Origin of the sequence: Nocardia sp. NPDC004568 (assembly GCF_040609955.1) — a bacterium.
Classification (GTDB): Bacteria; Actinomycetota; Actinomycetes; order Mycobacteriales; family Mycobacteriaceae; genus Nocardia.
Genome location: NZ_JBEXLL010000117.1, coordinates 1 through 13,383 on the forward strand (window position 1 = coordinate 1; position 13,383 = coordinate 13,383).

The window sequence follows — 13,383 nt, forward strand, 5'->3', positions numbered from 1 at the left end:
GCACCCACCATCCGGTGGCCTGCGGGATCGACTGAACACCAACCGAACGACCCGGACTCAATTTCCGGGTGGACGCATTATCGGGTACCCGCCAGTTCCGTGAGCGATGAGTGTCGCCGAGTCGTTCCCCGTCCTGATCGACTCGCGGCGCGTCGACAGTCGTCGAGTGCAGTGTTCGGGCGGCTACGACGCGGCTCGATCATCGCGGTCCGGCGCGGGTAACGGTGCCATGGATACGGGGATGCCCGACAGGGCGGCCGCCGATGCGGCGATCGCTTCGATCGGCTTATCGATCAAGCCGTCCATGAAGACCAGTGGAGAGAGGTAGGTCTTCTTGTTCATTCTGGCGAGCAATGCCTGCCACCTCGGGAGTTGGCGCAGGTAGATCTGGTCGTCGCGGAGCATGAAGGCAATAACCTGCCGGCTGTCCGCGGCTGTCGCGCGGAGCGGGACCACTCTGATCTCACGCACGGCTTCCCAGCCAACCGACACCTCATCCCTCAGCGAATGCACGCCGTCTGCGTCGATGACGGTCGGGTGTCCGGGGAGGGACCAGCTCAGCAAATAGCCGAGATACGCGATTACCGGGATAGCCAGGACCACGGCCGCCACGGCAATCGCGGGTATCGAGAACAGCAGTCCTGCGGCGACCGGTAGCGCGAAAGCCCCGAGAAACGGCAGCATCATTCGCAGGACACCGACAGTCGGCACCCTGATCTCCAGCCTCTCCGGCGCCCCGGGCGCGACGGGTACCCGGGGTTCCCCATGACTGACGTTCAAAAGACGGATCAGCGCCAGCTTGCGGCGGGTTTCGACGAACCAGTAGCCGAGCCAGAAGGTAATCAATACGGGCGCGACAGCCACAGCCGGTAGGCTGCCCATCGCCATCCACAGCCCCAGCAGCAGACCCACGACCAAGCCGATGGGGATACCGATCACGAACATCCGGAGCTGAGAACGTCCGAGCTTCTCCTCCGCATACGCCCTCCCGATCCGATCGATGTCGGGATCGCCGGCAGGTTCGCCCCGCAGGAGTGCCTTCCGTGTGGAAGGGTCCAGATCGCCCCAGGTGTTCATGCTTTTCCTCTTTCCAGGCGGCCAACATCTCGGCCGATCCGTACAACTTATCGTCGAGATGATCGGGCGGCACCGTCGCGATCAGCGCAATCGGCTCCGGCAGCAGCGGAGTACGACTCCGTTGCCCATTCGACCTACCGGCCCGAGAACTGTGCCCGTGACCACATGCTCGGCGTCCTCGCCGCCCCGGCGAACAGCTCGGCGCCGCGCTGACGGGTCGTGCGAGAATCTGTATCCGCCGACTCTGGTGACGCAGTGGCTGCGGCTCGTGGCCCTGGAGATCGCCGCGGTCGTTGTGCGAGCCCGAGCGGGTACGGGGTGTAATCGGATCATGGTGCCGCGGATGGTGTGGTTGATCCTGGCCGGCGCGACGGCGGTCTGGGGTGGTGTGTTCGTTGCCGCCGAGCCGCTGTATCAGATCTCTTCGTGTGAAGTCGTGAACATGGATGCCGCCTGCGGCGAGTCGGTGCTCACTCATTACGGCGCCGAGTTGGTTGTGTTGCTGGCGGTACCGGTGCTTCTCTGCGTCGTGCCCGCGATACCGGGGTTTCGTCGGTGTTCGTGGATGGCAGCCCTGGTGGTTCTGCTGATTTCGCTGCTGGCGTCACCGGCGACGGACTCGGTGTTCGCTGTCCTGATCTACTACCTTCCCGTGGGCGCGCTCGCGTTGACGGCGGCGGCTTTTCAGCGTTGGTACGAACGCCGACAGTTCTGAGCGACGGTGCTCGAGGCCAGTTCGATCGTGACCTCGACGACCAGATTGCCGGTGCCCGCGCCGTGGCACCATCCGAACTCGACCTGTTCCTACGCTGGATCGACCACGACTACTACGCCGTCCTGGCCGGACTCGGCCCGACTACGGCAACAGCCCCGTCGAAAGGCGTGAACCCGAAACCGGACTGATCGAACGACAACTGGTATGCCGTACCGGATTCCCGCTACCGCGCCACCTTATGGCCCTGGCCTGAAACCACCGGCCACCACCGAAAGTGGGCGAGAGCCCCTGAACTTCGTTGGATCTGAGCTCGGTTCGACGGGGCCGCAGGCTCCCGAACTTGTGCAGGGTGGCACTGGTTGTGTCCGTTCGGCATCAGCCGTCCGCATCTCGGTCCCACGTGGTTGTCGTTTTGCCATCTGGAGGCGCGGGTGTGGAAGAAGTCCGCGGAGGGCCGGTTGGGCCCTTCGAGGACCTCAAGGTGATCCGCGTGTCCGCGGGCATGCCGACCACGAGGTTTTGCCAGGTGATCGGCGTGCCCGAACGGACCTGGCGGCGTCGTCAGGCCCGAACGCGTGCCGGTTCACTCGGCAAGGGGCCGTGGCCGCGACCGGCCCGGGAAACCGTGCGAGACGCTGCGCGCCGGCATGCGCTGGCGCATCCGGCGTGAGGACACCGCAAAGTGTGGGCGATGTGCCGTTTCGAGGGGTATCGGGTGTCGCAGGCGACGGTGCTGCGGCTGCTGCGCGATGAAGGGCTGCTGCTGCCGGCGGCCTATCAGCGGGAACGTCGTCAGCTTGCCCAACGCCGCAGGGCCGCGTTCGCCGTCGAGCCCACGGGACCGAATCAGGTGTGGCAGTTGGACTTCAGCGAGTTCGAGACCACGACGGGCGGAACTTGGCGGATCGCCGGATGCCGGGACTACTGGTCGAGATACGAGCACCGATGGCATGTCTCGCCGACAGCGAACCAGCACGACGCGATCACCGCGGTAGAGCTCGCCCTGGCCGACTACGAGCACATGTTCGGGCGGCCGTTGATCCAAGCCTGCAGGCACGATCCGAACGGCGGAGTACTACCGGCGGTAACAGTGGTAATCGACAATGGCGGACCGTTCCGGTCGTTCCGATTCGAAGCGTTCATCACCGCTCATCCCGAACTGCGGCATGTGCGGACCCGGGTGCGCAGCCCGGGGCAGAACGGGTCACGCGAACGTGGGTTCGGGTCGCTGAAATATGAGCGCCTGTTCCTCGAGGAGATCGACGATGTACTGGCCCTCGTCGAACACGCCGACTCCTACCGGATCGAGTACAACACCGTCCGCCCGCACGAGGCCATCGCCTGGAACCGGCCTGCCGAGGTCCACCTCGGTGCCGCCGACCCCCTGCTCCCCAACTTTCCCGAGACCGAAAACCTGCCAACTACTTCACGCGGGACAAGCTGACTCTTCGGATAAGTCACTCCCGGAACCCGCCACCACGCAGCTTACGACGAAGAGCGAACCAGCCGCTTGACAAACACAGAGGAACCCCCGCTCTCCAGCAATGCAGGGGAACCTCAGACCCGCAGACTCGGGGGCAGCTGGCACAGCGCGTCGGCATCACGCGCGGGGGGCCGTGACTGCCATGATCGATCGGCTCGAACAGGCCGGGTACGTTGCGCGCACCCGAGATCCGGCCGACCGGCGGCAGGCGTCCAGCCGCCGGCAGATCTTGGTTGACCGGCTGCGGGAGGCGGCAGAAGAGGATGAGCCGCGATGTGCGCATCGAATCCGACCTGCTCCGTGGGCCGAACCCGACCACCACACTGACGGATCGGCAAACTGCCGATCCGGCTCCGCTGTGCGTGTGTTCCGCCGAAACGAACCCCCATTCCTACACCAGGCCCCACTGTGCAGCTGCGGGGGACCGCCGATTCACGCTTCGACTCGCGTACGCAACCCGTTGAGCGTGCTGCTCACCAGCCCTTTGATCACCCGACTACGAATGAAACCCGGTAGCGGCAAGTTGTGGTGGATGGTCAGCTGGTAGGTGACCGAGGTGATATCCGGGCCGGCTTCTTCGAGCTGGTAGCGGCCTTCTTGACCGGTCTGCATGCGGCCTTCCACCATCGACCAGCTCATGCAGTCGCCGCGGTGGCGGTAGGTCAAGGTGTAGGTGTCGGTGCCGACGGTCGCCGACGCCTTGAACCGTGCGGTCACCGGCAGACCGGTCTGCTCGTCCACCTCGAGCACGTCGGCTTCGAGGATCTCGGGAATCCACTCCGGCTGGCTTTTCAGATCGCGGATGGTCTCGAGTACCCGCGCCACCGGCGCGTGCAGGCGCACGGTTTCGGTGGCGCTATCAGTGGGCACAGCCGCCATCCCCGGCGGCACGCACCGTTTCTGATGCGATGTCGGTATCGGACATGAGAACGATCTCCTAACGGTGGCGGCGTTCCCGGTGCATCCGTTCCTGACAGTACTCCCGTGACACGGCGTCGCCTGGAGTCTTTGTGCCCTGCCGTCGGGCTGATCAGCAGAGTTCGCCAGGTCGGCCAGGTGGCCGAGCCATGGGATTCCGTCGGCGCTGTCAGCGTGAATCGCGGCGCTCCCCGTAATAGCCGGCCCGGAGCAGATCGGTGATCTCGCTGATCAGGGGCATTCGCGGGTTGGTGCGGTTGCTGAGATCTCGAAACGCGGTCATCGCCAGCTCGGGTAGCGCCCCGAGAAACTCGTCTTCGGGAACGCCGATCTCCTGCAGCGTGCTGGGCACGCCTGTCCGGCGCAGCAGGTCCTCGACGCCCTGGAAGAGCCGGCGGCGGCTCTCCTCGGGTTCGTGGCCGCCGAACACGATCCGCCCGAGCTGGGCGTACTTGTCCGGCGCGACGTAGGCCGAATAGCCCGGTGCCGGCATGAACTTCGTGGGCACGCTCGCGTTGTACCGCAGGGTGTGCGGCAGGAACACCCCGTTCACCCGGCCGTGGGCGATGCCGAATCGGGCTCCGACGGCATGCGCGAGCGCATGGTTCGTCCCGACGAATGCGTTCGAGAACGCCAGACCGGCGAGTGTGGCGGCATTGGACATATCGGTGCGCGCGGACAGGTCGTGCGGATCGTCGTACACCCTCGGCAGCGCATCGAATATCAGCCGCGCGGCCTGGACACAGAAGGCGTCGGTGTAGGGCGAGGCGAAGACCGAGGCGGCCGCCTCCAACGCGTGGGTCAGCGCATCGATGCCGGTGTCGACTGTCAGAGTGCGCGGCATGGACATGGTGAGCAGCGGGTCCACGACCGCCATATCCGGCACCAGCGAGTAGTCGACCAGGGTCTCCTTACGGCCGGCGACGGTGAGAACGGCCGCGGGCGAAACCTCCGATCCGGTCCCGGCGGTCGTGGGTATGGCCACCAGCCGGAGCCGGTGGGGTCCTGCGGGTAGTCGGCCATGCGCTTGCGGGGGTCGAGAAACGGCAGGGTCAGTTCCTCGAGTTCCTTCTCCGGGTGCTCGTAGAACAGCCTGGTCGCCTTGGCTGCGTCGATCACCGAGCCGCCGCCGATTGCGACGAGGAGATCCGGAGGAAATTCCGTAAGCAGCGCGACGCCGCGGCGAACGGTGGCCCCGTCGGGCTCGGGTTCGACCTCGCTGAACACCTTGACGTGTTGAGCGCGCAGGTGACGGCGTAGTTCGTCGACGACACCCCGCTGTTCGCCGATCGCATCGGTGATCACCACCACGTCGGTGCAGGCGACGTCGCGCAGATTCTCCAGCGCGCCGGCATTGAAGAAGGTGTTGGACGGCACGCGGAACCACTGCGGTGGGGTGCGCCGATGCGAAATTGTCTTGATATAAGCAACTGCATGTAGTTGACGTTCTCGGTGGTGCTGGATCCACCCCACGTGCCGCACCCGAGGGAGAAGGTCGGGGTCAGGTTGTTGTAGATCCCGCCGAGCGCCCGGACGGCGGTGGGCGCGTTGACGAGGATCCGGCCGGTGCGCACGGCCAGCCCGTATGCGTCGATCACGGCCTGGTCCCGGGCGTAGACCGCGGACGTGTGGCCGAGGCCGCCGTGCTCGGTGACCAGAACGGCGGCCGCAATGCCGTGCCGGACATCGCGGGCGCGGACAAGACCGAGGACCGGCATCAGTTTCTCCTGCACCAGCGGGTGCGCGGCGAGCCGGTCGAGATCCGACGGCAGGGGGGCCAGGAGCACCTTGACCGACTCGCCGACGGTGAAGCCTTCCACTCGCCGTGGCGGCGGCGCGGCACCCGGCAGCGCGTATCAGCACCGGACGGGGCCGCTGCTCTGGATCGCGTTCCGAAACCCTGCAGGCGAAAGGCTTCGAGATCTGGGTTTGCACCTCGAGTCCGGATCATCCACATATTTCCACCCGGCGGTTCGTACCGATCACCCGACTGCCACCAGCGCGCCTGGGCAGAACAATCAACCGGTCAACAGGCGGAACCGTCCCACCGACGGGGCCCTACGACCGCGGCAACCAGGTGGGCTCACCGGGTCTTGCCGGGGTGCACCGCGGCGGGGTCGCCCGAGTGCGGGACTGTCAGTTGTCGAGGATCTCGACGCGATTCTTGTAGAAGGCGACGTAGTTCTCGATCTCAGCGGCTTCGGGTTTCGGTTCGGGGTAATAACCAAGCAGCGTCGATCAACGGCTCGGCGTCGCCCACTATCACGGTGTAGTAGCCGGCACGGCCCTTCCACGGATTCCGATCATGGCAGCCGGCGGCCGGGGCCGGTGCGCGATGGTGGGATCGGGGTCCAGTGATACACGGGTCGCCCGGAAACAGAAGATACCGACCGCGTGCAGGCGCGACGCACTCCGAGCCTGGGTGGCGGCGACACCGCCCATGCGGTGTGGCCGAGCACGGGAGGTGGGAGTGCGCATGGTTCGGTCACGGGCTCACACGACCAGCTTGCCGACCGTTCTCTGACTGTCCATCGCGTTCACCGTCACGGTCGTCGACCCGCTCGTACTCGGGCTCAACCTTCCGCAGGTGAGCCGGGCACTGCACGTTCCAGCACAACTCGTCGGACTGCTGGGCGGAGTAGCGACCCTGGTGACGGCCGCCGCTGTGCTGGCTGCGGGAGCTCTCGGGGATATGTTCGGACTCAAACGGTTGTTGATGTTGGGACTGGCTGTCGTGGTGGCCGCGGACCTGCTTTCCATGCTTTCGCCGGGATACAGTTATCTGCTGGTGATGCGCGTCCTGGCCGGAGTCGGGGTGACAGCGCTACTGGGTGCGCCGCTGGCCTTGCTGAAGACATCGGTGCCACAGCAGAGGCGACCGGCGGCCATCGGGGTGTTCATGGCGGTGGAAATGATCCTGTGTGGGGTGACCCCCGTATTCGCGGGCTGGTTGGTGACCGCGGTCGACGGGCGGCCCCTGTTCTCGATCGCGCCCCTGCTCGCGCTGCTCTCACTGTGGCTGACGGCCGTCTACGTACCGGAAGCGCCGGTCCGGCAGCGGCGCCGGCTCGACGTGGTCGGCGTGGCGCTGGTCGGTCTCACCCTGCTCGGCCTCCTCGTCGGCCTCGCCGCGGCGCAGAAAGGCGTTTCCCGGCCCCAGACCTGGCTGCCGCTGGTGGTCAGCGGGGCGGTGGCCGTGCTGTTCGTGATCCACGAACGACGCACTTGCGAACCCGCTTTGGATCTGTCGCTGTTCCGCAGCGCCCCGTTCGGTGTCGCGCTGGCGGCGACCCTCACCCTGAACTTCCTCGCCGCCGGGCTCGGGGTCGTACTCGGGCAATTCGGCGGCAAAATGCTGACACTGTCACCACAGGCCATCGGTCTGCTGTACCTACCCGGTACCCTGCTGATCGCCGGCGCCGTGGTTCTGGCCGGGCGTCTGGTGGGTAGATACGGGCCCCGTCCGGTGCTGATCACGGGTCTGCTACTGCTCGCGGCCAGTGGATTCCTGATGGCGGGAACCGTGAAGCCCACCATGGCCTTGTGGCTGTTGGTGGTGGCCGTCTGGCTGTGCAACCTCGGAGTGCTCGTCACCTCCACCGCTGCCTCCGAAACCGTACTGTCCGAGGCGCCGCCGGGTCGTTCCGGTACCTTCGCCTCCGTCCAGTCGGCCTTCGGGATGGCCGGCTACGCTTTCGGCCCCACGGTCTACCTCCTGCTGCTCAATGTCTTCTTCCGACGTGAATGGCTGGCGGCCGCGGAATCGCGGCAGCTGTCCGCCTCCCGAGCCGAACAAGCTGTCGACGCCGGCGCAGCGCGCCGGCGCATGGTCCGGCAGGCGCCGGATACGACCCGAATCTGCTGCGGCATACGGCCGGGCTACACCTCGATGTGGACTTCACCGCGGCTCTTCGGCTCACTATGTCGACTGTCGGCTTCCTTCCACTCGCCGTGGCGGCGGCGCTGCTACTCGTGCGCCGCCGTCGCGAGAGATCCGCCGACTCGGATACCGGAACGAGCCGGACCCGATAACGGCGAGACCGGTCGGCGACGCGCCCTACCGCGCGCCGCGAACTGTTCATTCCGCCGTGGTCCGGTCGGCGCCGACGTCAGGGCCGATGACGGGTTCGCGGATCACGTTGGTGATCAGCTCGCCGAAGGCATGGGGATCGGACATGAGCCAGGTGTGCCCGCCGGGCACCGTGATGGCGTGCGGGTCGCCCAGCGCGGTGCGCAGCGACATCGAGGTCGATTCGGGTATGACCGTGTCCCGCGCGCTCCACACCACGAAAATGGGGAGCCGCCGTTCGGCCAGCGCGGTGAGTTCGGAGGCCAGATCGGCGGTCCGGGCGAGGTGGGCGGTTTCCCACACCCCGGTCGGGTGCCGCAACATGTTCGGCATCGCCTCGCGCAGGATCACCGGCAGGACCCGGGTCACCTGGCGGCGGGGAAGCAGGTCGGCCTGCAGGTGCAGGCCCCAATCCCACAGCGGACGTTCGCGCAGCGCGCGCACCACTCCGCGGCCGTCGGTCCATGCCGAACCACCGATCGAGTTCACCAGTACCAGCCGTTCGGCCAGGTCGGTCAGGTCATGGGCGGCTTTGATCGCGACGCCACCACCGAAGGAGTGCCCGACGACGGTCACCGGTCGGGCCAGATCGACCGTCTCCGCGAAATGGCCTACCCACTGCGCGTAGCCGGCGAGGGTCCGGTCAGCGACCGGTAAGCCGGCCGTTCCACCGAATCCGGGCAGTGCCGGACTGTACACGCGCATACCCATGCGGACGAGCTGTTCGAGCGGGCGCGCATACGGCCGGCCGCCGATGCCCCAGCCGTGCAGGAACAGCACGCGGGGGCCGAGCCCACCGACCGCATAGCGAGCGGGGCGGCCCTCGACCACGGCCGACCGCCACCGGAGGCGCGGGTGACTGCGCTGTGGCGACTGTTTCTCGTTCACGACTTCCACCGCACAGAGATGATGCCGGGGCGAAACGGGTCCCGGGTAGCGGAGCAGCGAGAACACCGGGCGCCGGTTCGGCCGCGCGTCGCCGATCCGATCGCCGGGCACGCCGGGTGACCGGTTCCAGCCGGACGGAAGCGCTGGAGGAACTCCCGCCGCTGCGGCATTTGAACTCCTGACGTCGTATCGACTGTCCGGCTGCTCGTCATGAGCAGCGAAACGCTCTCGCGCCGCGCTACCGACAGCCGACAAGCTATATCGAGAATCGCGGATGTCTGTATCCGGCCGGAAGTGCGCAACGTCCGGCGCATTCGGGTCGCCGGTCTCTCGATCTCGGGACTTTCGCACCTGTCCGATCGGCCGTCGGCAGCTCCTCGGGTATACGGGAGGCGAGTTCGTCGACTCCGACCTGATTGGTCCACAGCACCCCACTCGTGCTCCGGTGACCTCGGCGAACCGCGCCCGGATCGGTCGCTACACGAGCGGCGTGTAGGAGTGGTTCGGCTACCGGCTGGAGACCACCGACGCCGGTCGGGGCGGGACCAGAAACAAGCGAGGGCCGTTCGGCCGAATCCGGCAGGGAGCGCATCGGCTTTCCGATAAGAGGACGTCTTACGTGGGTGTAATTCGTTGTCCGGCATGATGTGACCCGTGGTCGACCGGCTTGCTCAGAGACTGGTTCCGGATGCGTTGTGGGACATCGTGAAACCGCTGCTCCCCGAGTTCACGCCCAGGCCGTAGGGCGGCGGGACCGCTCCGGTGGATGAGCGGGCAGTGTTCACCGCCGTGGTGTTCGTGTTGACCAGCGGGTGCGCGTGGCGGCATCTGCCGCCGTCGTTCGGGGTCAGCGTGCCGACCGCGCATCGCCGGTTCATGGTGTGGGCTGATGCCGGGGTGTTCGACGCACTGCACCGGGAGATACTCGACCGGCTCGGCGCCGCCGGCGACATCGACTGGAGCGCGGCGATCCTGGACGCGGCGAGCGTGCGGGCGAAAAAAGGGGATCACTGACCGGGCGCAGTCCGGTCGTACCGCCGACCTCCAGACCATGGACGCACACGGCTCTGCCCTGCAAGAACTCATCGGCCAGTAGCCGCAGCGAGTACATCGAGACAAACTGATATCTTCGACCGGCATGTTCGCAGTCCATCCCTGTGAATGGCCGCTCTACCCCACAAGGAGCTGACCGTGACGGCATCACATCCCGACGACCACCCTCGGGTCACCGCCGAAGAATTCCTGAATGCCGAACCGGATTCCCTCGGTGATGTCGAGATCGTGGATGGCCTCGTTGTGCGATTGATGGCGCAGAGCGAAGCGCACAGCCGCGTCGTGCGGCGCCTGGCTGCCGCCCTGGAAGACGCTCGCGACCCCGCCGGCCCATGCTTACGCATCGGATCCGATGTCGCTGTCCGCTTCGCCGACGCCGACGATCGCCGAGACGACCACCAACTCAACATCCGCTACCCGGATGTCTTCATCCGCGACTGCGACCCGTACGACGTGAACACCGTCCGAGATCATATCGCCCTGATTGTCGAAGTCGCCTCGAAGAGCACGGTCGATGCAGACACTTCCGAAAAGCACAAACTGTATGCACGGGCCGGTATTCCGGGGTACTTGATCGTCCATTTCGACAAGAGCTGGGAAACCATCGACCGTATCGAGGAATACCGACTCGACTGGTCCGGACTGCGTTACATGCCGCACAAGGTCCATCACACCGCTCTGGTCCTCGATACACCGGTCACCCTCGCCATCACCTTCGACGCCCTCCATCGCCCCTGACGGATAGTCCGGAATCAGCGTTTCCGCAGTTCGATCTCTGCGGATAGCCGCTGTATCCCCCTCCGGAGAATGCGGCCTAGGTCGGCAACGCCGAGGCGGTGCTGGGATCAGTGGTCCTGCTCGATGAGCGTGGTGAGCGGCTGAGACGGGTTAGCCGAGCGCGATGCTTCCGATTGCGAACCGCCTATCCGGCCGAGGACGCAGTTGAGGAGGCGAAGGCGTGGTTGCGGCGTGCCGAGGCGCAACGGAGGCTCGCGAGTGCTTGCCCGGTTCTTCCCCTGAATTTTCTCATCCATCGCCGACCACACTCATCCGCTATACATTGCGTCGACTTCGGTAGCGAAGTCACGTAGTACGATGTTGCGTTTGAGCTTCAGCGACGGGGTGACATAACCGTTGGCCTCGGTGAGGTCGGTTTGCAGCAGGTGGAATTTGCGGACGGCCTCGGCTTGGGAAACGGATTGGTTACCATCGTCGATGGCTGCCTGGATCGCGGCGAGCAGGTCGGGGTCGGCGGCAAGATCGGCGACGGTGGCATCATCGGGTTTGCCATTGAGCTTTTTCCAGGTGGGGAAGTGCTCGTTGTCGATGGTGACCAGGCAACTGACGAACGGCTTACTGTCGCCGACAACGATCACCTCGCCGATGACGGCGTGAGCGCGGATGCGGTCTTCGATCCCCGCGGGAGCGACGTTCTTGCCGGCGGCGGTGACGATGATTTCCTTCTTGCGTCCGATGATGGTGAGGTATCCGTCGTCGTCGAGCGTGCCGAGGTCTCCGGTGGCGAACCAGCCGTCCCGGAAAGCGTCGGCGGTGGCGTCTGGGTTGTTCCAGTATCCGGTGAACACATTCGGTCCTCGCAGCAGGATTTCACCGTCGTCGTCGTCGATACGGACCGAGGAGCCGGGTATCGGCTGGCCGACCGTCCCGATTTTCGGCCGGTCGTCCGGATTGAACGTGGCGGCTGCACAGGTCTCGGTCAGGCCGTAGCCCTCCAGCACGGTGAATCCGACTCCGCGGTAGAAGTGGCCGAGCCGTTCGCCGAGCGGGGCGCCGCCGGAAAGCGCATGCGTGGCACGCCCGCCCAGCGCGGCGCGTAGTCGGCGGTAGACCAGGCGGTCGAACAGCGCATGCCGGATTCGGAGGAGAATCGGGATCGGGCCGCTGTCCCGAGCGTGGCTGTAGGCAATCGCGGTCGTAGCCGCCAGATCGAAGACCCGGCCCCGACCGGTTAGTTGGGCTTGTGCGCGGGCGGTATTGTACACCTTCTCGAAAACGCGCGGGACACCCAGGATCAGCGTCGGACGAAATGCCCCTAGTTCCGCGGTGACATCCTTGATGTCGCCGACGTGGGCGATGTCCACCGGGACGAACGCCGCCGCGATCTCGGCGATCCGACCGAGCACGTGCGCCAAGGGCAGGAACAACAGGACCGAGGACTCGCCGGTGCGGAACAGTGCCGGCATCCGGGCGGTGATGTTGCCCATCTCGGCCAGGAAGTTACCGTGGGTCAGCTGACAGCCCTTCGGCCGGCCGGTGGTGCCGGAGGTGTAGACGATCGTCGCCAGTTGATCGGCCGATAAGGCCGCCCGGCGATCGGCCACGGCGGTGTCGCTGATTCGTGCGCCGTCCGCTTTCAGGGTCGCGACGGCGTCGGCATCGATCTGCCAAGTGTGCATCAATTTCGGTAGCCGGTCCCGCACGTCGGCGACGACAGCCGTGTGGTGGTCGGTCTCTGTCACGATGGCCACCGCACCGGAATCGGAGACGATCCACTGCACCTGTTCGGCGGAGGACGTTTCGTATACTGGAACCGTGACCGCCCCGGCCCACCAGATCGCGAAATCCAGCAGCGTCCACTCGTAGCGGGTGTGGGACATGACGGCCACCCGATCGCCGGCCTGAATCCCGTTCGCGATCAGCCCCTTGGCCGTCGCCAACACCTCGGCGCGGACCTGGGCGGCGGTCAGATGATGCCATCGGCCGTCCACTTTGTGACTGACCACCGCGATGTCGGAATACTGTTCGGCGATGCGTTCGATCAAGTCGGTGAGATTCGCGTCGGGGCGGACGTTGTACAGAGGTGGCAGTCCGAACTCGTGCATGATCGCTCCTCGTCGGCGACGCTGCCCGACGGCGCACGGTGCGCTCGACCTGAGGAAGCGGCGCACAGCCGAGTATGAACCGCACTACATCGGCGCGGCTATGGCTGTCGGCAGTCCTACGCGAGGACCAAAGTCCTTGGTCGCAGGGCGTCCAGCAGCGGGATCACGAGCGGTCCCTGCGCTGGCAATTCACATCCTCACATCCGGACCGGGTGCCTTTGACGGGTCCCCGTGATGTGGTCCACCGGGAGTGAGAGTCGGTTATCGGTGGATACAGGTGGCAGCGTATCCGGCCGGGGTTTGGTAGCCCAGCGCGGAATGTCTTCGGTGGTGGTTG

10 protein-coding genes and 3 pseudogenes are annotated in these 13,383 nt (G+C 66.0%); 7 read left to right on the forward strand and 6 right to left on the reverse strand.

From position 1 onward, the window contains the following. Nucleotides 1-183 precede the first annotated feature (183 nt). Complete coding sequence (locus tag ABZV91_RS30675) at nt 184-1,077, reverse strand: hypothetical protein (RefSeq protein ID WP_355249229.1); 894 nt, start codon at nt 1,075-1,077, stop codon at nt 184-186. 343 nt (nt 1,078-1,420) lie between these two features. On the opposite strand from ABZV91_RS30675, the gene ABZV91_RS30680 reads away from it, so the two are divergent. From ABZV91_RS30680 to ABZV91_RS30695, 4 genes are all read left to right on the forward strand, one after another. Further along, on the forward strand, nt 1,421-1,792 hold the full coding sequence (locus ABZV91_RS30680) for a hypothetical protein (RefSeq protein ID WP_355249230.1): 372 nt from the start codon (nt 1,421-1,423) through the stop codon (nt 1,790-1,792). Nucleotides 1,793-1,854: 62 nt separating this feature from the next. Then, nucleotides 1,855-1,980, forward strand: a complete 126-nt coding sequence (locus ABZV91_RS30685) for a hypothetical protein (protein ID WP_355249231.1) — start codon at nt 1,855-1,857, stop codon at nt 1,978-1,980. 503 nt (nt 1,981-2,483) lie between these two features. Further along, nucleotides 2,484-3,236: an integrase core domain-containing protein gene (locus ABZV91_RS30690; protein WP_355249232.1), complete on the forward strand. Its 753-nt coding sequence runs from the start codon at nt 2,484-2,486 to the stop codon at nt 3,234-3,236. Between the two features lie 181 nt (nt 3,237-3,417). Beyond that, nucleotides 3,418-3,822, forward strand: coding sequence for a MarR family transcriptional regulator (locus tag ABZV91_RS30695; RefSeq protein ID WP_355249233.1), 405 nt, complete (start codon nt 3,418-3,420; stop codon nt 3,820-3,822). Here ABZV91_RS30695 and ABZV91_RS30700 read toward each other — a convergent pair. The 3 genes and pseudogenes from ABZV91_RS30700 to ABZV91_RS30710 all read right to left on the reverse strand — a co-directional run bounded on the left by ABZV91_RS30700 (nt 3,708) and on the right by ABZV91_RS30710 (nt 6,425). Then, nucleotides 3,708-4,145 carry an SRPBCC family protein gene (locus ABZV91_RS30700; protein WP_355249234.1) on the reverse strand — a complete coding sequence of 146 codons (438 nt, stop codon included), beginning with the start codon at nt 4,143-4,145 and terminating at the stop codon, nt 3,708-3,710. The two genes, ABZV91_RS30695 and ABZV91_RS30700, sit on opposite strands and share 115 nt — an antisense overlap. Before the next feature lie 217 nt (nt 4,146-4,362). Then, a pseudogene (locus ABZV91_RS30705) lies at nt 4,363-6,007 on the reverse strand (iron-containing alcohol dehydrogenase); the annotation flags it as partial. A 322-nt stretch (nt 6,008-6,329) separates the two neighbouring features. Further along, a complete protein-coding gene (locus ABZV91_RS30710; protein WP_355249238.1) occupies nt 6,330-6,425 on the reverse strand; it encodes a DUF427 domain-containing protein in 96 nt (31 codons plus the stop codon). Nucleotides 6,426-6,717: 292 nt separating this feature from the next. Between ABZV91_RS30710 and ABZV91_RS30715 the strand changes: the two are divergent. Then, nucleotides 6,718-8,225 (forward strand): annotated as a pseudogene (locus tag ABZV91_RS30715) (MFS transporter). A gap of 46 nt (nt 8,226-8,271) precedes the next feature. On the opposite strand, the gene ABZV91_RS30720 reads toward ABZV91_RS30715, so the two are convergent. Next, nucleotides 8,272-9,585 (reverse strand): alpha/beta hydrolase, encoded by a 1,314-nt coding sequence (locus ABZV91_RS30720; protein ID WP_355249235.1) that lies wholly within the window; start codon nt 9,583-9,585, stop codon nt 8,272-8,274. Nucleotides 9,586-9,804: 219 nt separating this feature from the next. Between ABZV91_RS30720 and ABZV91_RS30725 the strand changes: the two are divergent. Together ABZV91_RS30725 and ABZV91_RS30730 are read left to right on the forward strand one after the other, a co-directional pair. Beyond that, nucleotides 9,805-10,155: pseudogene (locus ABZV91_RS30725) on the forward strand (transposase); the annotation flags it as partial. A 156-nt stretch (nt 10,156-10,311) separates the two neighbouring features. Then, the gene (locus tag ABZV91_RS30730; protein WP_355249236.1) at nt 10,312-10,941 is read left to right on the forward strand and encodes a Uma2 family endonuclease; all 630 of its coding nucleotides are present in this window, start codon (nt 10,312-10,314) and stop codon (nt 10,939-10,941) included. Nucleotides 10,942-11,249: 308 nt separating this feature from the next. Here ABZV91_RS30730 and ABZV91_RS30735 read toward each other — a convergent pair whose 3' ends face one another. After that, nucleotides 11,250-13,046, reverse strand: a complete 1,797-nt coding sequence (locus tag ABZV91_RS30735) for a long-chain fatty acid--CoA ligase (protein WP_355249237.1) — start codon at nt 13,044-13,046, stop codon at nt 11,250-11,252. Between the last annotated feature and the right edge of the window lie 337 nt (nt 13,047-13,383).

Coding starts and splice junctions, on each gene's coding strand:
- ABZV91_RS30690 (WP_355249232.1), top strand. CDS start 2,484: ATGTGCCGTTTCGAGGGGTATCGGGTGTCGCAGGCGACGGTGCTGCGG.
- ABZV91_RS30735 (WP_355249237.1), bottom strand. CDS start 13,046: ATGCACGAGTTCGGACTGCCACCTCTGTACAACGTCCGCCCCGACGCG.
- ABZV91_RS30675 (WP_355249229.1), bottom strand. CDS start 1,077: ATGAACACCTGGGGCGATCTGGACCCTTCCACACGGAAGGCACTCCTG.
- ABZV91_RS30730 (WP_355249236.1), top strand. CDS start 10,312: ATGGCCGCTCTACCCCACAAGGAGCTGACCGTGACGGCATCACATCCC.
- ABZV91_RS30695 (WP_355249233.1), top strand. CDS start 3,418: ATGATCGATCGGCTCGAACAGGCCGGGTACGTTGCGCGCACCCGAGAT.
- ABZV91_RS30680 (WP_355249230.1), top strand. CDS start 1,421: ATGGTGTGGTTGATCCTGGCCGGCGCGACGGCGGTCTGGGGTGGTGTG.